The following is a 21,033-nucleotide window of genomic DNA, read 5'->3' as shown; positions in this document are numbered from 1 at the left end:
CAGGGCACATGCACGCCGACCACACCTCATCCACCCGCTTCTCCGTGACCGTCGACGCCGCCCTGCGCGCCGCCGGCTGGCAACCCGGACGCTGGGACATCAAGCAGGCCGAGATATGGGCCGACACCCTGCGCGAACACACCTCACCCGCAGGACACCGCCACACCGTCTTCCCCGCCGCCGTCGAGGCCTGGGCCGAATTCGGCGGCCTGCGCATCGCGCCCCCCGGCGCCGGCCGCCAGGTCGCCCCCGCCGCACTCCACCTCGACCCCCTGCACGGCCTGCACATGGCCCGCACCCTCGGCGACCTCGGCCGCGCCCTCGGCACCGAGGTCTGCCCCCTCGGCACCGAGACCGACACCCAGGCCGTCCTCACCATCGACACCGAAGGCCGCGTCTACACCCTCGACCACACCGGCGACTGGTACCTCGGCCCCGACATCGACCACGCCCTCGCCCTCCTCGTCACCGGCATCGAACCGGCACGGCTCACCGCGGGCTGAACCACCGCACCGCGGGAGCACGCCGACGGCACCGCGCGATTACACCGACGGCACCGCGGGACCGGACGCCACACCCGACGCCGAGGACACCGACGCCCCGGACGACCCCGAGCCCGAGCCCGACGCCGAGTCCGACGGCACGGACGCGCCCGAAGCACCCGCCCCGGCGGACGACGCCGACGGAATCACCGCCGACACCCGGAAACCCCCCGCATCCGTCGGCCCCGACACGAACACACCCCCGAGCGCCAGCACCCGCTCCCTCATCCCCACCAGCCCGTTGCCCCCCGACGGCAACCCCGCCGCCGACCCCGCCGAACCCTCCGGCGGCGCCCCGTTCTCCACCTGCATCGCGATCTCCGACACCCGGTGCGCCAACCGCACATACGTCTTCGCACCCGCCGCATGCTTGTGGACGTTCGTCAGCGCCTCCTGCACCACCCGGTACGCCGTCTGCTCCACCTCCGGCGCATACGACCGCGACTCCCCCTCCACCGACAGATCCACGACCATCCCCGCGGCCGCCGACTGCCCCACCAACTCCTCCAGCTCCTCCAGACACGGCCCCTCGACCTCGTCGGCCGCCCGCGAAGCCGCCGCGGCCGCAGCCGCCCCCACCGCCGCCAACGGCACCGACGCCCCCTCCCGCCGCGCCACACCGTCCCCGCTGCGCAGCACCCCGAGCATCTCCCGCAACTCGGTCAACGCCTGCCGCCCCATGTCCCCGACCAGAGCGGCGTTCCGCACCGCCTTCTCCGGATCCTTCCGGGCCACCGCCTGCAACGCCGCCGCATGCACCACCATCAGACTCACCCGGTGCGCGACCACGTCATGCATCTCCCGAGCGATCCGCGTCCGCTCCTCGTTACGCGCCCACTGCGCCCGCTCCTCGGCCCGCTCCGCCAACAGCTGAAGCTCCCGCTCCAGACTGTCCGCCCGCTCCCGCAGGCTCTCCATCAGCCGCCGCCGCGCCCCCACATACAGCCCCAGCAGCACAGGCGGCGCCGTCAGCCCCAGCGCCGTCGTGATCGAAGCGAACGGAATGAACCAGTCACCCAGCGCGAAATCACCCCGCGCCATGTCCTGCCGCACCCGCACCAGCATCACGATGAGCATCCCCACCAGGGACATCCCCGCCAGCGACGCGATGATCCGCCGCGGCAGCTCGGACGCGGCCAGCGTGTAGAGCCCGACGATGCCCATCAGATAGCCCATCTGGGCCGGAGTGATCGCGATCGACACCAGCACGACCGCGATCGGCCACTTGCGCCGGATCAGCAGCGCCGAACCGGCCAGCAGCCCGAAACCCGCCCCCGCGGCCGCCGGGATCCCCGCGTCCCGGCCGAACCGCACACCCTCCAACGCACACTCCAGCGCGGACGCCACCGCGAGCGCCACGTCCAGCGCGGCACTACGCCACCGCGCCCACCACCACGGCCCCGTCCGGGCCGCGGAGTGGTCTTCCCCCGTCGTGGTCATGCCTCCAGCCTACGGGCGGCGGGCCGGGCTTTTCCGGCTAGTTTCCGCGACCCGCCCACACCACACCGCGTAGTCGAATAGCTACAAAACTCTCCGCTATCACCCGAACTGCTCAACTACCGATCACCTGACCCCGGAATCACCCAGTCCGCCCAGAGGTCATGCCCATGGCGCCGTCGGCGTCGAGGTCACGGGCTTCCAGCGCGCCACGCTCAAGCAGCACAACCCCGGGACGAACAGGGAGAACACCGGCGAGGCCCGTCACGGCCGCCTGATCGTCCGCGTCACCAAGAGCGCGGAGTCGTACCGTCGCACGGAGGGCGCCTGGTACGGCATAGTGTTGGGTGCCACCTCGGCAGCCTGACCAAATGTCTGGTTTAGCCGATATGTTCCCCTGTGGTGTAATTGGCAGCACTGTGGCTTTTGGTGCCATCTGTCCGGGTTCGAGTCCTGGCGGGGGAGCCATATCAGAGACGGGCCCTGACAGCACTGTCAGGGCCCACTCCCATGTCCCCCATGAGACGCCCCGGTATCCTGCGGTTGTCCCCACCTCTCCACAGCCGAAGGACAACTCCGTGAGCGCCATCCGCCCGGCCGCCGTCGTCGTACTCGCAGCGGGTGAGGGCACCCGTATGAAATCGGCCACACCCAAGGTCCTGCACGACATCTGCGGTCGCAGCCTGGTGGGCCATGTGCTGGCCGCCGCCCGTGAGTTGGACCCCGAGAACCTCGTCGTCGTGGTCGGCCACGCCCGCGAGAAGGTCACCGCGCACCTCACCGAGATCGACCCCCAGGTCCGTACGGCCGTCCAGGAGCGGCAGAACGGCACCGGGCACGCCGTCCGGATGGCGCTGGAGGAGCTGGGCGGCCCGGTGGACGGGACCGTCGTGGTGGTGTGCGGCGACACTCCGCTGCTGACCGGTGAGACCCTCGGGCGGCTCGCCGCGACGCACGCCGCGGACGGCAACGCGGTGACCGTGCTGACGGCCGAGGTGCCGGACGCGACGGGGTACGGCCGGATCGTGCGGGACGGCGCGTCGGGTGCCGTGACCGCGATCGTGGAGCACAAGGACGCCAGCGACTCGCAGCGGGCGATCCGCGAGATCAATTCGGGTGTGTTCGCGTTCGACGGCCAGCTGCTCGCGGACGCGCTGGGCAAGGTGCGTACGGACAACAGCCAGGGCGAGGAGTACCTGACGGACGTCCTGGGGATCCTGCGCGAGGCGGGTCACCGGGTGGGTGCCTCGGTGGCGGTGGACCACCGGGAGATCGCGGGGATCAACAACCGGGTGCAGCTCTCCGAGGCGCGGCGGATCCTGAACGACCGGCTGCTGACCGCGGCGATGCTGGCCGGGGTCACGGTGGTCGACCCGGCGACGACGTGGGTGGATGTGACGGTGACGTTCGAGCAGGACGCGATCGTGCATCCGGGTACGCAGCTGCACGGTGCGACGCATCTGGGCGAGGGTGCGGAGGTCGGTCCCAACTGCCGGCTGAAGAACACCACGGTGGGTGCGGGGGCCCGGGTGGACAACACGGTGTCCGACGGGGCGGTCGTGGGTCCGCAGGCGAGCGTGGGGCCGTACGCGTACCTGCGTCCCGGTACGCGGCTGGGGCTGAAGTCGAAGGTCGGTACGTACGTGGAGACGAAGAACGCGTCGATCGGCGAGGGGACGAAGGTGCCGCACCTGTCCTATGTCGGGGACGCGACGATCGGCGAGTATTCAAACATCGGTGCGGCGAGTGTCTTCGTGAACTACGACGGCCAGGACAAGCACCACACGACGGTGGGCGCGCACTGCCGTACGGGTTCGGACAACATGTTTGTGGCGCCTGTCACCGTCGGGGACGGTGCGTACACGGCTGCCGGGTCCGTGATCACGAAGGATGTGCCGCCCGGTTCGCTGGCCGTGGCCCGCGGTCAGCAGCGGAATATCGAGGGTTGGGTGGCCCGTAAGCGGCCGGGGAGCGCGGCGGCGAAGGCGGCCGAGGCGGCTTCCCGGGAGCCGGGCGGCGAGGGCTGACCGGAAACGGCTGCGCCTGGGACGGCGTACCGTGATAGGTGCACACCCGCACCCCACCAGCTGAGACGGCCGTTCGTAGCCAGCTGCGCAGGCCTCTCGACACCCAGCTGAGACACCTCTGAGGAGACAGTGCTGTGACCGGGATCAAGACGACCGGCGAGAAGAAGATGATGTTCTTCTCCGGCCGCGCCCACCCCGAGCTTGCCGAGGAGGTCGCCCAGCAGTTGGGTGTCGGGGTCGTCCCGACGAAGGCCTTCGACTTCGCGAACGGCGAGATCTATGTGCGTTATCAGGAGTCGGCGCGTGGCGCGGACTGCTTCCTGATCCAGAGCCACACGGCTCCGATCAACAAGTGGATCATGGAGCAGCTGATCATGATCGACGCGCTGAAGCGTGCGTCGGCCCGCTCCATCACGGTGATCGTGCCCTTCTACGGTTACGCGCGGCAGGACAAGAAGCACCGTGGGCGTGAACCGATCTCGGCGCGTCTGATCGCGGACCTGATGAAGACGGCGGGTGCGGACCGTATCCTCACCGTCGATCTGCACACGGACCAGATCCAGGGCTTCTTCGACGGTCCGGTCGACCACCTGTTCGCGCTGCCGCTGCTGGCGGACTACGTGGGTCGGAAGGTGGACCGTGACAAGCTCACGGTGGTCTCGCCGGACGCCGGCCGGGTGCGGGTGGCGGACCGGTGGTGCGACCGTCTGGGTGCGCCGCTGGCGATCGTGCACAAGCGGCGCGACAAGGACGTGGCGAACCAGGTGACCGTCCACGAGGTCGTGGGTGAGGTCAAGGGCCGGGTGTGTGTGCTGGTCGACGACATGATCGACACGGGTGGCACGATCTGCGCCGCGGCGGACGCGCTGTTCGCGCACGGCGCGGAGGACGTCATCGTGACGGCGACGCACGGTGTGCTGTCGGGTCCGGCGGCGGACCGGCTGAAGAACTCGAAGGTGAGCGAGTTCGTGTTCACGAACACGCTGCCGACGCCGGGCGAGCTGGAGCTGGACAAGATCACGGTGCTGTCGATCGCGCCGACGATCGCGAGTGCGGTGCGTGAGGTGTTCGAGGACGGTTCGGTGACGAGCCTCTTCGACGAGCAGTAGGCAGACGAGCAGGGGGAATCCGGCGGAGAATCCGGCGCCGGAAGATCCTTTTGGGTGCGGCCTTCCTCTCCGAGTAGACTGTCGAAGTTGCTCGGCGAGGGAGGCCGTTCTCCGTTTTTTTTCACGGGGGATGCGGCTGTCCGTTATCGACGCGCTCTTCGTAGCAGGCCGTTCGTGGCCGGGTGACCACGTCCGTGCTTTCTGACACTACGAGGAGTGATCATGTCCGAGGTCAAGATCTCCGCCGAGACCCGTTCCGAGTTCGGCAAGGGTGCCGCCCGCCGTATCCGCCGTGACAGCAAGGTCCCCGGCGTCCTGTACGGCCACGGTTCGGACCCGATCCACCTGACGCTGCCGGGTCACGACCTGCTGCTGGCGCTGCGTACGCCGAACGTCCTGATCTCCCTGGACATCGACGGCAAGACCAACGAGCTGGCGATCCCGAAGGCCGTGCAGCGTGACGCGGTCAAGGGCTACCTGGAGCACGTCGACCTTCAGCTCGTCAAGCGTGGCGAGAAGGTCACCGTCGAGGTGCCGGTGCAGGCCGAGGGTGAGCTCGCCGCCGGTGGCAACCTGCTGGAGCACGTGCTGAACGCGCTTCCGGTCGAGGCCGAGGCCACGCACATCCCGGAGGCCGTCACGGTGTCGGTCGAGGGCCTGGAGGCCGGTGCCTCGGTGCTCGCCAAGGACATCACCCTGCCGTCCGGTGTGACGCTGGCCGTGGACGCGGACGCCGTCGTGCTCCAGGTGCTGGCCGCGCAGGCGGAGGAGGCGCCCGAGGGTGCCGAGGGTGAGGGCGAAGAGGCCGCCGAGGCCTGATTCTCGCCGTCGTAGTTGTCTCGTCAGCCGCTGTTCCCTTCAGGTTTGGATGGGGGCAGCGGCTGGCGCGTATCCGAGGAGACATGCACGTGACGACCGATGCCAACGCCCCCTGGCTGATCGTGGGGCTGGGCAATCCCGGGCCGGAGTACGCGATGAACCGGCACAACGTGGGGTTCATGGTGGCCGATCTGCTGGCCGGGCGGATCGGGGGCAAGTTCAAGCGGGCGGGCAAGGCGCAGGCGCAGGTCGTCGAGGGGCGGATCGGCCCGCCGGGGCCGGCGAACCGGCGGGTGATCCTGGCGAAGCCGATGTCGTTCATGAATCTGTCGGGTGGTCCGGTGAACGCGCTGCGGGACTTCTACAAGGTTCCGCTCGCTCATGTGGTGGCGGTCCATGACGAGCTGGACATCGACTACGGGGTGCTGCGGCTGAAGCTGGGTGGCGGCGACAACGGGCACAACGGTCTGAAGTCGATGACGAAGGCGATGGGCGCGGACTATCACCGGGTGCGGTTCGGGATCGGGCGGCCGCCGGGGCGGATGCAGGTCGCGGACTTCGTGCTGAAGGACTTCGCGTCGGCGGAGCACAAGGAGCTGGACTACTTCGTGGACCGGGCGGCGGACGCGGTGGAGTGTCTGGTGATCGAGGGACTGGAGCGGGCGCAGGGGACGTACAACTCCTGAGCCTCGGGCCGCGGCGACCGGCCGACATTGACTTTCCGCCAGGTGATGGCCAAGGATCACCGCCATGCCTGCCACAGCCCGTACCGCGACCGGTCGTCAGGGTGCCCGCACCGCAATGCGCTTCGGGCAATTCGCGGCCATGGGGGCGGTCGCCGTACTGATCCTGATCGCCGGGGTGTGGGCCTCCTGGGGGACCGCCCAGCACGTGATGCTGACGAAGGGCCGGGAGAGCGGCACGGTCATGGTGACCGGCTGTGGCGGGGACACCTGCACGGGGCCGTACACGCCGTTGTCGGCCGGTTCGCGGGCCCGTGCGTCGGTCGTGATCGAGAAGTCGGTGGCGGTGCGCAAGGGGCGGATCTACACGGTCGTGATGAAGCCGGACAGCGACGAGGTGGTCCGCTCGGGTCCGGCCGGGGTGCTGTACGCCTGGGTGCCGCTGGGCGGGGCGCTGCTGCTCGCCGCGGTGGTGGTCGCGGGCGGGCTGCGCCGCACCCGGGTGGCATGGGCGATGGCGGGCGCGGGGGCGCTGCTGCTGACGTCGGCGTTCGTCGCGGTGCAGTAGGAGGTCGTACGGACGCACGAGTGCCCCCGGCCCAAGCGGGCTCGGGGGCACTCGTGTGTGCGTTGCGGGGCGGGTCAGCCGGTGTTGCGCAGGCCCGCCGCCACGCCGTTGACGGTCAGCAGCAGGGCCCGGGACAGCAGCGGGTCGGGCTCCTCGCCGGCCGCGGCGGCGTCGCGCTGCCGCTTGAGCAGGGTGACCTGGAGGTAGGAGATCGGGTCGAGGTAGGCGTCGCGGATGGTGAAGGTCTGCTTCAGGACGGGGGTGGCGTCGAGCAGTTCCGGTTCGCCCGTGATGCGCAGGACCTCGCGGACGGTGAGTTCGTGCTCGGCCTTGATGGTGTCGAAGACGTGCTTGAGCTCGTCCGGGACGAGGGTGTCGACGTAGTGCCGGGCGATGCGCAGGTCGGTCTTGGCGAGGGTCATCTCGACGTTGGAGATGAAGTTGCGGAAGAAGTGCCACTGGTCGTGCATCTCGTCGAGCACGGTGTCGAGGCCGGCTTCGCGCAGTGCCTTGAGGCCGGAGCCGACGCCGAACCAGCCGGGGACGATCTGCCGGGACTGGGTCCAGCCGAAGACCCACGGGATGGCACGCAGTCCGTCGAGCGAGACGCCCGAGCCGGGGCGGCGGGAGGGCCGCGAGCCCAGGTGCAGGTCGGCGAGCTGGTCGACCGGCGTGGAGGCGAGGAAGTACGTCGGCAGGTCGGGGTCCTCGACGAGCCGGCGGTAGGCGGCGTGGGCGGCGTCGGAGACGACGTCCATCGCGGCGTCCCAGCGGGCGAGGGCCTCGTCGGACTGGCGGGGGGCGGTGTGCAGGGCGGAGGCCTGGAGGGTGGCGGCGACGGTCAGTTCCAGGTTCTCCCGGGCCAGGGAGGGGATCAGGTACTTGTCGGAGATGACCTCGCCCTGCTCGGTCACCTTGATCTCGCCCTCCAGGGTGCCCCAGGGCTGGGCGAGGATCGCGTCGTGCGAGGGGCCGCCGCCGCGGCCGACGGTGCCGCCGCGGCCGTGGAAGAGGCGCAGGCGGACGCCGTAGCGGTGGGCGACGTCGCGCAGCCGGCGCTGGGCGCGGTGGATCTCCCACTGGCTGGTGGTGATGCCGCCGAACTTGGAGGAGTCGGAGTAGCCGAGCATGACCTCCTGGACGTCTCCGCGCAGCGCGACCAGGCGCCGGTAGGAGGGGTCGGAGAGCATCTCCTCCAGGATGGTGTCGGCGGCCTTGAGTTCGTCGGTGGTCTCCAGCAGGGGCACGATGCCGATGTGGGCCCAGCCGCCGTGCAGGTCGATCAGGCCGGCCTCGCGGGCCAGGACGGCGGCGGCGAAGACGTCGTCGGCACCCTGGCACATGGAGATGATGTACGACTCGATGACCTCGGGTCCGAAGACCTCCAGGGCGCGCTTGACGGTCTGGAACACGCCGAGGGTCTTGGCTCCTGCCTCGTCCACGGGTGCCGGGGTGGGGCCGAGCGGCCGGCGCGAGCGCAGCTCCTTGGCCAGCAGCTTCGTACGGTACTCGCGGGGCATGTCGGCGTAGCGCCAGGACTCCTCGCCGAGCCGGTCGAAGAGCTGGCCGAGGGCGTGGTGGTGGGCGTCGGCGTGTTCGCGGACGTCCATGGTGGCGAGCTGGAGGCCGAAGGCGGCCAGGGTCCTGATGGTGCGGTCCATGCGGCCGTCGGCGAAGAGGCCGCCGCGGTGTGCGCGGAGTGAGGTCTGGATCAGCGTCAGGTCGTGCAGCAGCTCGGAGGTGCCGAGGTAGTCGTGGCCGGGGTCGTGGGGGGTGCCGGTGGCCAGGCGCTGCTTGGTGTTCTCCAGCTTCTGCCGGATGCAGGTGGCCTTGAGCCGGTAGGGCTCCTCGGCGTTGAGGCGCTTGTAGCGGGGGCTGATCTCGGGCAGCCGGTCGAGGTCGGCCCGCAGGGAGTCGAGGAGTTCCTCGGTGGCGCCGGCGTAGCGGATGGAGTTCGACAGGAAGCCGCGCAGCTCGTCGATCATCTCCAGGGCGTCGTTGATGCCGTGTTCGTGCTGGAGGATCAGGACGTCCCAGGTGACCTGGGGGGTGACGTTGGGGTTGCCGTCGCGGTCGCCGCCGATCCAGGTGCCGAAGGTGAGGGGGCGGGTGTCGTCGGGGAGCTTGACGCCGACGCGCTCCAGTTCCGCGGTGAGGTCCTCCAGGACGTCGCCGACGGCGTTGGCGTGCAGCTCGTCGAGGTAGTAGATGGCGTTGCGGGCCTCGTCGGCGGGTTCGGGGCGCACGACGCGCAGTTCGTCGGTCTGCCAGACGAGGTCGATGTTCTCGGCCAGACGGGTGTCGTAGCGGCGGCGGTCGGCCTCGATGACGGGGCTCTCCAGGAGCGCGGCGATGCGCCGGAGCTTGTTGAGTACCGACCGGCGTGCGGCTTCGGTCGGGTGTGCCGTGAACACCGGGCGAACGTTGAGGTTCTTGACGGTCTCGCGCAGGTGGTCGGGGTCGGCGTCCTTGAGCCGGTCGGCCGTGCGGGCGAGGAGGCCGCCCTCGGCGGCGCGGCGGGCGCGCAGTTCGCGGCCGCGGTGCACCTGTTCGGTGACGTTGGCCAGGTGGAAGTAGGTGGAGAAGGCGCGGACCAGCTTGGCCGCGGTGTCCAGTTCGATGCCACGCAGCAGTTCGGCGGCGGCGTCGCCGTCCTCGCGGGTGAGACGGCGGACCTTCTCGACCAGGTCGAGGAGTTCGGGGCCTTCCTGCCGGACGAGGGTCTCGCCGAGGAGGTCACCGAGGCGGCGGATGTCGGCGCGCAGTTCACTGCCGGTCGTCGTCGTGGTCTGGTCGTCGGCACTGCTCACAGGTGCGGCTCCTTGCAGTGTTGAAGCTCGTCTGGGAGGGGAACCCGGAAGAACGCCTCTCGCGCGGCGGCTGCCGCATACGGGTCGGGCATCCGGGAATGAATCAGAGCGGACCGCGCTGTCCGACCGACTCCAAGGATAGGTGTCCATGCGGACGCGCAGGCTGTCGGGCTCTTGCCGTCGAGGGGCGCGCTGCCATACTTACGACGCCGTAGGTTACGGAAGCGTAGGAAAGGCCACTCGGTTCCCCGGACCCGTACGCCGCCCCCCTCTCCTCCTTCGATCCCACAGGGGACGCCCATGACCACCCATCCCGACGTGATCAATGACGCCCCGAAGGCGCCCGGCGACAAGCCGATGCCCTCGGCCACGCTGGGCGGTGAGCGGAAGGGTTCGATCGAGCAGATCACCCTGCTGTTGTTCATCGTCGTCCCGTTCCTCGCGCTGCTCGCCGCGGTTCCGCTGGTGTGGGGCTGGGGGGTGAGCTGGCTGGACATCGGCCTGCTGGTGTTCTTCTACTATCTCGGCTGCCACGGCATCACGATCGGTTTCCACCGTCACTTCACGCACGGTTCCTTCAAGGCCAGGCGGCCGCTGAAGATCGCGCTGGCGATCGCGGGGTCGATGGCGGTGGAGGGTCCGCTGGTCCGCTGGGTCGCGGACCACCGCAAGCACCACCGGTTCTCGGACGCCGAGGGCGACCCGCACTCGCCGTGGCGGTACGGGGAGACGGTTCCCGCGCTGCTGAAGGGCCTGTGGTGGGCGCACATCGGCTGGATGTTCGACGAGGAGCGGACCTCGCAGGAGAAGTACGCGCCGGATCTGATCAACGACCGGACGCTGCGGGCGATCTCCCGTCAGTTCATTCTGTGGACACTGCTGTCGCTGGCGCTGCCGGCGGTGATCGGCGGGCTGGTGACGATGTCCTGGTGGGGCGCGTTCACCGGTTTCTTCTGGGGCTCCCTGGTCCGGGTGGCGCTGCTGCACCACGTCACGTGGTCGATCAACTCGATCTGTCACGCGGTCGGCAAGCGGCCGTTCAGGTCGCGGGACCGCTCGGGCAACGTGTGGTGGCTGGCGGTGCTGTCCTGCGGTGAGTCCTGGCACAACCTGCACCACGCCGACCCGACCTCGGCGCGGCACGGGGTGGAGCGCGGGCAGCTGGATTCCTCCGCGCGGCTGATCCGCTGGTTCGAGCTGCTGGGGTGGGCGTCGGACGTGCGCTGGCCGTCACGCTCGCGTATCGATTCGCGCCGGAAGACGGAGATGGACGGTTCCCGGCAGGAGAGGGCGACCGCCGACGCGGCATGATTGACGCCGTGGCGACCGATCCCAGCAGCACCCCCAGCAATGAGAAGCCCCGGCGTGCTCGTCGCACCCGTATGACCGGTGCCGAGCGCCGCCAGCAGCTGCTGGAGATCGGTCGCACGCTGTTCGCGGCGAAAGGTTTCGAGGGCACCTCGGTGGAGGAGATCGCCGCCAGGGCGGGGGTGTCCAAGCCGGTGGTGTACGAGCATTTCGGCGGCAAGGAGGGCCTGTACGCGGTCGTCGTGGACCGGGAGATGCGGCGGCTGCTGGACATGGTGACCGGTTCGCTCACCGCGGGGCATCCCCGTGAGCTGTGCGAGCAGGCGGCCTTCGCGCTGCTGGACTACATCGAGGAGTACACGGACGGTTTCCGCATCCTGGTCCGTGACTCGCCCATTCCGCAGTCGACGGGGTCCTTCGCCTCGCTGATCTCGGACATCGCCACCCAGGTGGAGGACATCCTGGGCCGTGAGTTCAAGAATCGCGGCTTCGATCCGAAGCTGGCGCCGCTGTACGCCCAGGCACTGGTCGGGATGGTCGCCCTGACCGGTCAGTGGTGGCTGGACGTGCGGCGTCCGCGCAAGGCGGAGGTGGCGGCGCATCTGGTGAACCTGGCGTGGCACGGGCTGGACGGGCTGGAGGCCAAGCCGCGGCTGATAGGGCATCGCAAGAGCTGAGCGGTGCGGCGCGTCACCCGGTCGGCGCGCCGCCTCACCCGGTCGGCTCAAGGAACTCCAGCCGGTTGCCGACCGGGTCCTCGGAGTAGAAGCGCCGGTGGCCCGGCAGATCGTCGTCCCAGACGACTTTCGCGCCGTGGGACGACAGCCGGGCCGCGTACGCGTCGATGCCGGTGACCCGCAGCCCGGGGTGGGCCTTGCGGGCGGGACGGAAGCCTGTCTCGATACCGAAGTGCAGCCGGACGGTGCCGGCCTCGAACCAGCAGCCGCCGCGCGCGGCGAGCACGGGCGGCTTGGGGATCTCGGTCATCCCGAGGATGTCGACGTAGTACGGGCGCAGCAGGTCCTCGGCGCCGGGCGGAGCGGCGAGCTGGATGTGGTCGAGGGCGGTGAGCACGGTTCTCAGGCCTCCTTGCGGGCGACCGCGAAGACGCGGCGGAACGGGAACAGGGTGCCGTGGGCGCCGGCCGGGTAGGCCCCGCGCAGGGCGGTGCGGTAGGCGGTGAGGAACTCCTCGCGGGCCGCCGGGTCGTCGTCGAGGGCGGTCAGGACCGGCCGCAGTCCGGTGCCCTTCACCCAGTCGAGGACGGGGTCCTCGCCGGTGAGCAGCTGGACGTACGTGGTCTCCCAGGCGTCGGTCGCACAGCCCAGGTCGGCCAGGTGCTCGAAGTAGGCCTCGGGGGTGTGGACGGCGTCGTCGTGGCGCAGGACGTCGGCGAGGCGTTCACGCCAGCGGGCCGAGCCGGCCAGCTCGCGCATCAGCCGGTGGCTGGGGGCGTCGAAGTTGCCGGGGACCTGGAAGGCGAGGGTGCCGCCGGGCGCGAGGGCGGCGATCCAGTCGCCGAACCGGTCGAGGTGTCCGGGCACCCACTGGAGCGTGGCGTTGCTGATGATCAGGTCGTACGTCCGCGGGGGCGTCCAGGTGCGTACGTCGGCGGGGGCGAAGTCGAGGCGGCCGCCGCCCGGGGTGGGGCCCGCGTGATCCGCCCGGGCCCGGTCGAGCATCTCCGGCGAGTTGTCGTATCCGGTGATGTGCGCGGTGGGCCAGCGTCCGGCGAGCAGGGCCGTGACGTTGCCGGGTCCGCAGCCGAGGTCGGCGATGCGGGGCGGGTCGCCGGGCAGGTCCGGTACGCGGGCGAGGAGGTCGGCGAAGGGGCGGGCGCGGTGGTCCGCGTGCCGCAGGTACTGGGCGGGATCCCAGGCGGGGGTGGTGGTGGGCATGGTCGGCCTCCTCGGACGGGCACCGGGTGCGCGGTCGATCTCCAGCCTGCCCCCAGAGATATCTTGACGTCAAGAGACTTCATGTCGACACAACCACTACACTGATCGTCATGGAGGACGAGGTCGATCGGCTGGTCGCAGCGTGGCGCCGGGAGCGCCCGGACCTCGACGTGGAGCCGCTGGAGGTACTCAGCCGGGTGAGCAGGCTGGCCCGGCATCTCGATCGCGCGCGCCGGCTCGCCTTCGCCGAGCACAGCCTGGAGCCCTGGGAGTTCGACGTGCTGACCGCGCTGCGGCGCGCGGGGGCCCCGTATCAGCTCTCGCCGGGGCAGTTGCTCACCCAGACCCTGGTCACCTCGGGCACGATGACCAACCGTATCGACCGGCTGACGAAGAAGGGCCTGGTGGAGCGGCTGCCGGACCCCAGCGACCGGCGCGGTGTGCTGGTGCGGCTGACGGAGGAGGGCCAGGACCGTGCGGACCAGGCCCTGGCCGGGCTCCTCGACCAGGAGCGGGCGATCCTCTCCGAGCTCTCCCGCGCCCAGCGCGGTGAACTGGCCGCGCTGCTGCGCCGGCTGACCGCCCCGTTCGACAACATCCCCGGCTGAGCGGCCCGGACGCGACCCGCCTCCGGGCGGCGCGACGGGCACCTTCCGTCAACGCGGGCATGCCACAGGCGTGTTCGGCCGGCCGGAGCACGGGGTCCGGTCGGCCGTCCGCCGCGGCCCGCCCGGGTGCACCGATCGAGTGCACCGGTCGGGCGGGTCAGGCGGTGTGGGTCTCCTGCGGTCTGATCCGGCCGGCGGGCTCCAGGTCGACCGGTCCGACGCCGGCCCGGCGCGCGAGCGCGACGGCGGCGAGGGTGGAGTGCACGCCGAGTTTCCCGAGGACGTTCTGCATATGGGTGCGCACGGTGTGCGGGGAGAGGAACAGCCGCTCGGCGACGGCCTTGCGGCCCAGGCCCGCGACCATGCAGCGAAGCACCTCGCGCTCGCGCGGCGTGAGGGACTCCACCAGCCGTTCGCTCTCGGTGCGGTGCTTGCGGGCGGCGGTCAGCTCCCGCAGGACACCGGTGAGCAGGGCGGGCGGCAGATGCGTCTCGTCCCGCAGCACCCCCCGGATCACGGTCAGCAGCCGCGACAGCGAGCAGTCCTTGGCGACCCAGCCGGAGGCCCCGGCCTGGAGGGCGAGCGCGGCCCGCCGCGGGTCGTCCTTCTCGGCGAGGACGACCGTACGCACCTGGGGCTGCCCCGAGCGGACTCCGGCGACGAGCGATATCCCGTCGACCAGCCCGTCCTCGCCCACCTCCTGCACGGGCACCGCCGACCGTACGCCCGGCACGCTGCCGCCCAGGTCGGCGTCCACGAGCAGCACGTCGTACCTGCGCCCCTCGGCGGCCGCGCGCTCCAGGCTGCGCAGTGCCGCCGGGCCGCTGCCGGCCGCGGAGACGTCGACGTCCGGCTCCGCCGCCAGTGCCGCGGCGAGCGACTCGGCGAAGATCCGGTGATCGTCGACGACCAGGACTCGGATACGAACCACGAAACCCCCTTCCCCAGGCTCCCGAAGAGCAGGGGCCAACCCCACCACCGTCAATGGGGACGCGGACCCGCGCGGGTACGACGCCCGGCATCGGCGCGACCGCACAGCCGCCGCCGTGCAGGAACTGCTACCCCCGATGCGGGCGTCGTACCCGACTTGGTCTCGCCCCCTGATCAGCACCGGCCCCCACCGGTGCTGTTCATCAGAGTACGACTGGGGGCCCGCAGCGGAAGCTCATTTGCAGAACTGATTGGCCGGGACGTTTATGGTGTGCCGCATGTTTCGTATCGAGGCAGAAGTCGACAAAGTGCGGCGTGATCTCCTCCGTACGCGTCTGCGGGACACGAACACGGCGAACTCCCCCGCGTTGCGCGCCCTGCGCGGCACGCCGGGCGAACGCGAACTCCCGCTGCACGTCTGGGCGTCGGACGAGGCGGGTGAGCTGGCCGGCGGCCTGGTCGGGCACACCTGGACGACCTGGCTGCACGTCACCTACCTGTGGGTCGACGAGCGCCACCGGGGTGCGGGGCTGGGTTCGCGGCTGCTGGCGCGGGCGGAGCGCATCGCACGCGAGAAGAGGGACTGCCGGGGGGCCCGGGTGGAGACCTGGGACTTCCAGGCGCCCGACTTCTACCGCGCGCACGGGTACGAAGTGGTGTGCGTGATCCCCGACTACCCGCCGGGGATCACGGAGTACACGCTGACGAAGCGGCTCGTCCGTCCCGGCGGCTGATCGCCGACGGGACGCCGGCGGCCGGGTCCGGGGGATCGGCTCCCCCGGACCCGGCCGCGGCCTCGGCCGCGGAACGCGGACCGGGTGTCAGGACCCGGGCCGCGCCCGGCCGTCGGGACCGCGGGCCCGGTCGGGCCGGGTGGCCGCCCGGCCCGGCCGTGCGGACCGGCGGGCTCAGTCCAGCCGTCCGGCCCCCGCCGAGGGCACCGCCTCGAACACCCGCGGCGCGGTGAAGCCGGCCGCGGCGAAGGCGGCCTCGACCGCCTTGGTGATCGCCTCCACGTCCGACTCCTCGGCCAGCACGATCGCCGAGCCGCCGAAGCCGCCGCCGGTCATCCGGGCGCCCAGGGCCCCGGCGCCCAGCGCCGTGTCCACGACCAGGTCCAGCTCCGGGCAGGAGACCCGGAAGTCGTCGCGCAGCGAGGCGTGGCCCTCGGTGAGGACCGGGCCGATGGCCCGGGTGTCGCCGGCCCGCAGCAGGTCCACGACCCGCTCCACGCGCGCGTCCTCGGTGACGACATGGCGCACCAGGCGGCGCACCTCCTCCTCGTCGCCGAGCCGCTCCAGTGCCGCGCCGAGGTCGGCGTGGTCGATGTCGCGCAGGGCGTAGACGCCGAGGAGGTCGGCGCCCTGCTCGCAGCCGATCCTGCGCTTGCCGTACTCGCCGCCGCTGTGGGCGTGCTTGACCTGGGTGTCCACGACCAGCAGCCGCATTCCCTCGGCGGCCAGGTCGAAGGGGATCTGCCGCTGGGACAGGTCGCGGGTGTCCAGGAACAGGGCGTGGCCCGCCTCGCAGCAGGCCGACGCGGTCTGGTCCATGATGCCGGTGGGGGCACCGACGTAGACGTTCTCGGCGCGCTGGCACAGGCGGGCCAGCTGCCAGCGCTTGAGGCCGAGGTCGTACAGGTCGTTCAGGGCGAGCGCGACGACGACCTCCAGGGCCGCCGACGACGACAGGCCCGCGCCCGAGGGGACCGTGGACGACAGGTGGATGTCGGCGCCGGTGACCGGGTGGCCGGCCTCGCGCAGCGCCCAGACCACCCCGGCCGGGTACGCCGTCCAGTTCTTGTCGCTCTCGGGCGCGAGGTCGTCCAGGGAGAGTTCGGCGACGCCGCCCTCGACGTCCGCCGAGTGCAGCCGCAGCCGGCCGTCGGTGCGCCGTGACACCGCCGCGACCGCGGTGTGCGGCAGCGCGAACGGCATGACGAAGCCGTCGTTGTAGTCGGTGTGCTCGCCGATGAGGTTGACCCGGCCCGGTGCGGACCAGACGCCCTCCGGCTCGGCTCCGTACAGCGCGGCGAATCCCTGTCGGACCTGGACCTGTGGTTCCCCCACTAGTGCTCCCTCGCGGTGCTTGCGGTGTGCTGCGTGAACTCCCAGGCGTCCGCGACGATTCCGGCGAGGTCGGCCCGGGAGGGGTTCCAGCCCAGTTTCTCGCGGGCGGTGGCGGCGGAGGCGACCAGGACCGCGGGGTCGCCGGCCCGGCGCGGCGCGACGACCTCGGGGATCGGGTGGCCGGTGACCTGGCGGACGGTCTCGATGACCTCGCGGACGGAGAAGCCGTTGCCGTTGCCGAGGTTGCAGATCAGGTGCTCGCCGGGCCGGGCGGCGGCGACGGCGAGCAGGTGGGCCTCGGCGAGGTCGGCGACGTGGATGTAGTCGCGGATGCAGGTGCCGTCCGGGGTGGGGTAGTCGTCGCCGAAGACGGAGATGGCGTCGCGGCGGCCCTGGGCGACCTGGAGGACGAGGGGGATCAGGTGGGACTCGGGGTCGTGGCGCTCGCCCTGCGCGCCGTAGGCGCCGGCCACGTTGAAGTAGCGCAGGGAGACCGCGCCGAGGCCGTGGGCGGCCGCCTCACCGGTGATCATGTGGTCGACGGCGAGCTTCGAGGCGCCGTAGGGGGAGGTGGGGGCGGTCGGGTCGGTCTCGGTGATCGGGGTGTTGACCGGCTCGCCGTAGGTGGCGGCGGTGGAGGAGAACACCAGCTTGCGCACGCCCGCGTCACGCATCGCGCCGAGCAGCGCCATGGTGCCGCCGACGTTGTTGTCCCAGTACTTCTCCGGCTTCACCACCGACTCGCCGACCTGGGAGAAGGCGGCGAAGTGCAGGACCGCGTCGTAGGAGGAGTCCAGCCACTTGGCGGCGTCGCGGATGTCGCCCTCGACGAACGCGGCGCCGGCCGGGACGCCCTCGCGGAAGCCGGTCGAGAGGTTGTCGAGGACGGTGACCTCGTGGCCGGCCTCCAGCAGGTGCTGGGCGACCACACTGCCGACATATCCCGCGCCACCCGTGACCAGGTACTTACCGCTCATGAACTCGCTACCTCTCGCAGTCGCTCGGCCGCGCGCTCCGGCGGCACGTCGTTGATGAACACGTTCATGCCGGACTCGGAACCCGCGAGAAACTTCAGCTTGCCGGAAGTGCGGCGGATGGTGAAAAGCTCGAGGTGGAGCGCGAAATCGTCGCGGCTGACCCCGTCGAACTCCGCCAGCGCACCGAACGGCGCCTGGTGCCAGGCGGCGATGTAGGGCGTGGGCGGTTCGCCTTCCCCGAAGATCCGGTCGAAGCGCCTCAAGACTTCCAGATAGACCTGGGGGAATTCTGTGCGTGCGGCCTCACCGAGCGCGAGCAGATCGGGGACGCGGCGCCTGGGATACAGGTGGACCTCGTAGGGCCAGTGCGCGGCGTACGGCACGAAGGCCACCCAGTGTTCACCCTCAAGGACGACACGCCCGCCGGCGAGTTCCCGTTCCAGAACGGCGTCGAAGAGGTTCTCGCCGCCCGACGCCTCCTTGTGTGCCGCCAGTCGGCGCAGCATCAGGGCGGTGCGGGGGGTGACGAAGGGGTACGCGTAGATCTGCCCGTGCGGGTGACCGAGGGTCACCCCGATCTCGGCTCCTCGGTTCTCGAAGCAGAAGACCTGTTCCACGGAGGGCAGATGCGACAGCTCGGACGTCCGGTCGGTCCACGCGTCCAGCACCAGGCGCGCCTGTTCCTCGTCGAGGTCGGCGAAGGAGGAGTGGTGGTCGGAGGTGAAGCAGACGACCTCGCAGCGGCCGGAGTCGCCCGCCAGCGAGGGGAACCGGTTCTCGAAGACGACCACGTCGTAGGACGAGTCCGGGATCTCGCTGAGCCGGTCGCCCCGGGAGGGACAGAGCGGGCACTCGTCGGCCGGGGGGTGGTAGGTGCGGCCCTGGCGGTGCGAGGCGACGGCGACGGCGTCGCCGAGCAGGGGATCCGCGCGCACCTGTGAGGTGGTGACCGTGGGTTCCAGCGGGCGCCGGTCCAGCGCGTCGCGCACCGCGTCGTCGCGCAGGTCGTAGTAGATCAGCTCACGACCGTCGGCCAGTCGGGTCGAGGTCTTCTTCACCGCGGCACTCCATCCGTACACCTGGCGATGCTTCAAACAGAACCGAACACATCGAACCATAAAACCCCATGCAGGTCACCCTCATAACCAAACAAAGAACACCAGGCAAGGTGAGCTCTGGATGCAAACCCCCACATATCTGGCAGAGCAACTGCGGCTGCCCACCAACGCGCTCGACTACACGCTCATGGCGATCTACTTCGCCGTCGTCCTGGGCATCGGATTCGCGGCCCGCCGTTCGGTGCGCACCAGCCTCGACTTCTTCCTCTCCGGAAGATCGCTGCCCGCCTGGATCACCGGTCTGGCCTTCGTCTCGGCCAACCTCGCGGCCACCGAGATCCTGGGCATGGCCGCCAACAGCGCCCAGTACGGCGCGTACACCGTGCACTGGTACTGGATCGGCGCCATCCCGGCCATGGTGTTCCTGGGCCTGGTGATGATGCCGTTCTACTACGGCTCCAAGGTCCGCTCGGTCCCCGAGTTCCTGCTGCTGCGCTTCGACCGCTGGGCCCATCTGCTCAGTTCGGCGCTGTTCGCCTTCGCCGCCGTCCTGATCGCCGGGGTCAACCTCTACGCCCTCGCGATCGTCGTCGAGGCGCTGCTCGGCTGGCCGCAGTGGCCGGCCATCGTGGTGGCCGGCTTCTTCGTCCTCGCGTACATCACCCTCGGCGGCCTGTCCTCGGCGATCTACAACGAGGTCCTCCAGTTCTTCGTGATCCTGGCGGCGCTGATCCCGCTGACGGTGCTCGGCCTGAAGAAGGCCGGCGGCTGGGGCGGGCTGACCGACAGGCTCACCGCGCAGCACGGCCACCACTTCGTCACCGCGTGGGGCGGCACCGGCATCGGCAGCGCCAACCCGCTCGGCGCCAACTGGCTGACCATCGTGCTCGGCCTGGGCTTCGTGCTGTCCTTCGGCTACTGGACGACCAACTTCGCCGAGGTGCAGCGCGCGCTGTCCGCGAAGAACCTCTCCGCCGCCCGGCGCACCCCGCTGATCGCCGCGTACCCGAAGATCTTCATCGTCTTCCTGGTGATGATCCCCGGCCTGGTCGCGGCGGCGCTCGTGCCGGGGATCGGCACCTCCGGATCGGGCCTCCAGTACAACGACGCCATCCCCTACCTGATGCAGGAGCTGCTGCCCAACGGCGTGCTCGGCATCGCGGTGACCGGTCTGCTCGCGGCGTTCATGGCGGGCATGGCGGCCAACGTGTCGTCCTTCAACACGGTGTTCACCAACGACATCTGGGCGCGGTACGTGGTCAAGGGCCGCGAGGACGCGTACTACGTGCGCTTCGGACGGATCGTCACCGTGCTCGGCGTGCTGGTGTCGATCGGCACGGCCTTCCTGGCCTCGTCGTTCTCGAACATCATGAGCTACCTCCAGACGCTGTTCTCCTTCTTCAACGTGCCGATGTTCGCGGTCTTCATCGTGGGCATGTTCTGGAAGCGGGCGTCGGCGAAGTCGGGCTTCTGGGGGCTGCTCGCGGGCACCGTGACCGCGATGGTCAACTACTTCGTCCTCTACAAGCGGGACATCGTCTCCGTCCCCAGCGACCAGGGCGCCAACTTCGTCTCCGCCATCGCGGGCTTCGTGGCGGGCGCGGTCGTCATGGTGATCGTGTCGCTGTTCACCGCCCCGAAGCCGGAGCCCGAGCTCCGGGGCCTCGTCTACGGCACCACGTCCCCCGGGATGTCCGAGGCGCCGGCCGCCGGGGACGACGCCTGGTACCGCAGGCCGGCCCTGCTGGGCTGGGGCGCGCTGATCCTGGCCGCCGCCTGCTACATCCCCTTCTCGTTCTGATCCCGGGAGGACCGAGGAACCGTGTCCGAGCACCACGACCGCCCCGACAGGCCCGAACACCACGGCTACTCCGAGCAGGACGTCCAGCGCGAGGTCACCGAACTGGAGGGCAGGTCCGCCACCGCCGCGCGGATCTTCGACCTGCGCCGGGTCATCGGCGGACTGTTCGTCGTCTACGGCGTCATCGTGACGATCGCCGGGATCTCGCCGTCCGAGGCCTCTCTCGCCAAGTCCGAGGGCGTCGACATCAACCTGTGGACCGGCCTCGGCATGCTGGCGCTGGGCGTGTTCTTCCTGGTCTGGCTGAGACTCCGCCCGACGGCTCCGCCGCAGGCGCCCGAGCGGGTACAGCCGCCCGAGTAGACCTCCCGCACACGGGTTGCATAATC

Annotated in this window: 20 protein-coding genes and 1 tRNA gene; 13 read left to right on the top strand and 8 right to left on the bottom strand. The window is 70.6% G+C overall.

The window, feature by feature from the left end; genetic code table 11:
• Window positions 1–8 precede the first annotated feature (8 nt).
• Window positions 9–503: an SUKH-3 domain-containing protein gene (locus ACZ7OY_RS16625; RefSeq protein WP_471912030.1), complete on the top strand. Its 495-nt coding sequence runs from the start codon at window positions 9–11 to the stop codon at window positions 501–503.
• Between the two features lie 39 nt (window positions 504–542).
• Here ACZ7OY_RS16625 and ACZ7OY_RS16620 read toward each other — a convergent pair whose 3' ends face one another.
• Window positions 543–1,982, bottom strand: a complete 1,440-nt coding sequence (locus ACZ7OY_RS16620) for a sensor histidine kinase (protein WP_471912029.1) — start codon at window positions 1,980–1,982, stop codon at window positions 543–545.
• A gap of 390 nt (window positions 1,983–2,372) precedes the next feature.
• On the opposite strand from ACZ7OY_RS16620, the gene ACZ7OY_RS16615 reads away from it, so the two are divergent.
• The 6 genes from ACZ7OY_RS16615 (at window position 2,373) to ACZ7OY_RS16590 (ending at window position 7,185) form a co-directional block, all read left to right on the top strand.
• Window positions 2,373–2,447: transfer RNA gene (locus tag ACZ7OY_RS16615), tRNA-Gln, on the top strand.
• Between the two features lie 110 nt (window positions 2,448–2,557).
• Window positions 2,558–4,006 (top strand): bifunctional UDP-N-acetylglucosamine diphosphorylase/glucosamine-1-phosphate N-acetyltransferase GlmU, encoded by a 1,449-nt coding sequence (glmU, locus tag ACZ7OY_RS16610; RefSeq protein ID WP_471912028.1) that lies wholly within the window; start codon window positions 2,558–2,560, stop codon window positions 4,004–4,006.
• Window positions 4,007–4,140: 134 nt separating this feature from the next.
• Window positions 4,141–5,115, top strand: coding sequence for a ribose-phosphate diphosphokinase (locus tag ACZ7OY_RS16605; RefSeq protein WP_384731477.1), 975 nt, complete (start codon window positions 4,141–4,143; stop codon window positions 5,113–5,115).
• A gap of 222 nt (window positions 5,116–5,337) precedes the next feature.
• Complete coding sequence (locus tag ACZ7OY_RS16600) at window positions 5,338–5,934, top strand: 50S ribosomal protein L25/general stress protein Ctc (protein WP_471912027.1); 597 nt, start codon at window positions 5,338–5,340, stop codon at window positions 5,932–5,934.
• A gap of 83 nt (window positions 5,935–6,017) precedes the next feature.
• Window positions 6,018–6,620 carry an aminoacyl-tRNA hydrolase gene (pth, locus tag ACZ7OY_RS16595; protein ID WP_471912026.1) on the top strand — a complete coding sequence of 201 codons (603 nt, stop codon included), beginning with the start codon at window positions 6,018–6,020 and terminating at the stop codon, window positions 6,618–6,620.
• Window positions 6,621–6,684: 64 nt separating this feature from the next.
• Window positions 6,685–7,185, top strand: coding sequence for a hypothetical protein (locus ACZ7OY_RS16590; protein WP_471912025.1), 501 nt, complete (start codon window positions 6,685–6,687; stop codon window positions 7,183–7,185).
• Between the two features lie 74 nt (window positions 7,186–7,259).
• Here the strand turns inward: ACZ7OY_RS16590 and ppc are convergent, their stop codons facing one another.
• Window positions 7,260–9,995 (bottom strand): phosphoenolpyruvate carboxylase, encoded by a 2,736-nt coding sequence (ppc, locus tag ACZ7OY_RS16585; protein WP_471912024.1) that lies wholly within the window; start codon window positions 9,993–9,995, stop codon window positions 7,260–7,262.
• A 300-nt stretch (window positions 9,996–10,295) separates the two neighbouring features.
• On the opposite strand from ppc, the gene ACZ7OY_RS16580 reads away from it, so the two are divergent.
• Entirely contained in the window at window positions 10,296–11,306 is a 1,011-nt protein-coding gene (locus tag ACZ7OY_RS16580) for an acyl-CoA desaturase (RefSeq protein ID WP_471912023.1), read from the top strand.
• Complete coding sequence (locus ACZ7OY_RS16575; RefSeq protein ID WP_351609031.1) at window positions 11,303–11,980, top strand: TetR/AcrR family transcriptional regulator; 678 nt, start codon at window positions 11,303–11,305, stop codon at window positions 11,978–11,980. The genes ACZ7OY_RS16580 and ACZ7OY_RS16575 overlap by 4 nt, the downstream gene beginning before the upstream one ends.
• Before the next feature lie 34 nt (window positions 11,981–12,014).
• Here the strand turns inward: ACZ7OY_RS16575 and ACZ7OY_RS16570 are convergent, their stop codons facing one another.
• Together ACZ7OY_RS16570 and ACZ7OY_RS16565 are read right to left on the bottom strand one after the other, a co-directional pair.
• Window positions 12,015–12,377: a VOC family protein gene (locus ACZ7OY_RS16570; protein ID WP_471912022.1), complete on the bottom strand. Its 363-nt coding sequence runs from the start codon at window positions 12,375–12,377 to the stop codon at window positions 12,015–12,017.
• Between the two features lie 5 nt (window positions 12,378–12,382).
• Window positions 12,383–13,201 (bottom strand): trans-aconitate 2-methyltransferase, encoded by an 819-nt coding sequence (locus ACZ7OY_RS16565; protein ID WP_471912021.1) that lies wholly within the window; start codon window positions 13,199–13,201, stop codon window positions 12,383–12,385.
• Between the two features lie 110 nt (window positions 13,202–13,311).
• Between ACZ7OY_RS16565 and ACZ7OY_RS16560 the strand changes: the two genes are divergently transcribed.
• Window positions 13,312–13,809 (top strand): MarR family winged helix-turn-helix transcriptional regulator, encoded by a 498-nt coding sequence (locus ACZ7OY_RS16560; protein WP_471912020.1) that lies wholly within the window; start codon window positions 13,312–13,314, stop codon window positions 13,807–13,809.
• 157 nt (window positions 13,810–13,966) lie between these two features.
• On the opposite strand, the gene ACZ7OY_RS16555 is transcribed toward ACZ7OY_RS16560, so the two are convergent.
• Window positions 13,967–14,740 carry a response regulator transcription factor gene (locus tag ACZ7OY_RS16555; RefSeq protein ID WP_351609019.1) on the bottom strand — a complete coding sequence of 258 codons (774 nt, stop codon included), beginning with the start codon at window positions 14,738–14,740 and terminating at the stop codon, window positions 13,967–13,969.
• Between the two features lie 265 nt (window positions 14,741–15,005).
• Here ACZ7OY_RS16555 and ACZ7OY_RS16550 point away from each other — a divergent pair, with 265 nt between their 5' ends.
• Entirely contained in the window at window positions 15,006–15,473 is a 468-nt protein-coding gene (locus ACZ7OY_RS16550; RefSeq protein WP_471912019.1) for a GNAT family N-acetyltransferase, read from the top strand.
• 174 nt (window positions 15,474–15,647) lie between these two features.
• On the opposite strand, the gene galK is transcribed toward ACZ7OY_RS16550, so the two are convergent.
• The 3 genes from galK to galT are packed head-to-tail and all read right to left on the bottom strand — an operon-like array spanning window position 15,648 to window position 18,843.
• On the bottom strand, window positions 15,648–16,808 hold the full coding sequence (gene galK / locus ACZ7OY_RS16545) for a galactokinase (protein WP_471912018.1): 1,161 nt from the start codon (window positions 16,806–16,808) through the stop codon (window positions 15,648–15,650).
• On the bottom strand, window positions 16,808–17,785 hold the full coding sequence (gene galE, locus ACZ7OY_RS16540; protein ID WP_471912017.1) for a UDP-glucose 4-epimerase GalE: 978 nt from the start codon (window positions 17,783–17,785) through the stop codon (window positions 16,808–16,810). The genes galK and galE overlap by 1 nt, the downstream gene beginning before the upstream one ends.
• A complete protein-coding gene (gene galT, locus ACZ7OY_RS16535) occupies window positions 17,782–18,843 on the bottom strand; it encodes a galactose-1-phosphate uridylyltransferase (protein WP_471912016.1) in 1,062 nt (353 codons plus the stop codon). The genes galE and galT overlap by 4 nt, the downstream gene beginning before the upstream one ends.
• Before the next feature lie 121 nt (window positions 18,844–18,964).
• On the opposite strand from galT, the gene ACZ7OY_RS16530 reads away from it, so the two are divergent.
• Entirely contained in the window at window positions 18,965–20,644 is a 1,680-nt protein-coding gene (locus ACZ7OY_RS16530) for a sodium:solute symporter family protein (protein ID WP_471912015.1), read from the top strand.
• Between the two features lie 21 nt (window positions 20,645–20,665).
• The gene (locus ACZ7OY_RS16525; protein WP_471912014.1) at window positions 20,666–21,007 is read left to right on the top strand and encodes a hypothetical protein; all 342 of its coding nucleotides are present in this window, start codon (window positions 20,666–20,668) and stop codon (window positions 21,005–21,007) included.
• The last annotated feature ends 26 nt before the right edge of the window (window positions 21,008–21,033 follow it).

The organism is Streptomyces sp. NPDC107559, assembly GCF_055657365.1.
The sequence above is the reverse complement of the archived record's forward strand: the minus strand, read 5'-3'. Positions and strand labels throughout refer to the sequence as shown.

What these genes read in the sequence shown, in the direction of transcription:
- ACZ7OY_RS16625 (WP_471912030.1), top strand. Translation starts at nt 9, where the DNA reads ATGCACGCCGACCACACCTCATCCACCCGCTTCTCCGTGACCGTCGAC.
- ACZ7OY_RS16620 (WP_471912029.1), bottom strand. Translation starts at nt 1,982, where the DNA reads ATGACCACGACGGGGGAAGACCACTCCGCGGCCCGGACGGGGCCGTGG.
- ACZ7OY_RS16600 (WP_471912027.1), top strand. Translation starts at nt 5,338, where the DNA reads ATGTCCGAGGTCAAGATCTCCGCCGAGACCCGTTCCGAGTTCGGCAAG.
- pth (WP_471912026.1), top strand. Translation starts at nt 6,018, where the DNA reads ATGCACGTGACGACCGATGCCAACGCCCCCTGGCTGATCGTGGGGCTG.
- ACZ7OY_RS16590 (WP_471912025.1), top strand. Translation starts at nt 6,685, where the DNA reads ATGCCTGCCACAGCCCGTACCGCGACCGGTCGTCAGGGTGCCCGCACC.
- ACZ7OY_RS16580 (WP_471912023.1), top strand. Translation starts at nt 10,296, where the DNA reads ATGACCACCCATCCCGACGTGATCAATGACGCCCCGAAGGCGCCCGGC.
- ACZ7OY_RS16575 (WP_351609031.1), top strand. Translation starts at nt 11,303, where the DNA reads ATGATTGACGCCGTGGCGACCGATCCCAGCAGCACCCCCAGCAATGAG.
- ACZ7OY_RS16565 (WP_471912021.1), bottom strand. Translation starts at nt 13,201, where the DNA reads ATGCCCACCACCACCCCCGCCTGGGATCCCGCCCAGTACCTGCGGCAC.
- ACZ7OY_RS16560 (WP_471912020.1), top strand. Translation starts at nt 13,312, where the DNA reads ATGGAGGACGAGGTCGATCGGCTGGTCGCAGCGTGGCGCCGGGAGCGC.
- ACZ7OY_RS16550 (WP_471912019.1), top strand. Translation starts at nt 15,006, where the DNA reads ATGGTGTGCCGCATGTTTCGTATCGAGGCAGAAGTCGACAAAGTGCGG.
- galE (WP_471912017.1), bottom strand. Translation starts at nt 17,785, where the DNA reads ATGAGCGGTAAGTACCTGGTCACGGGTGGCGCGGGATATGTCGGCAGT.
- ACZ7OY_RS16530 (WP_471912015.1), top strand. Translation starts at nt 18,965, where the DNA reads ATGCAAACCCCCACATATCTGGCAGAGCAACTGCGGCTGCCCACCAAC.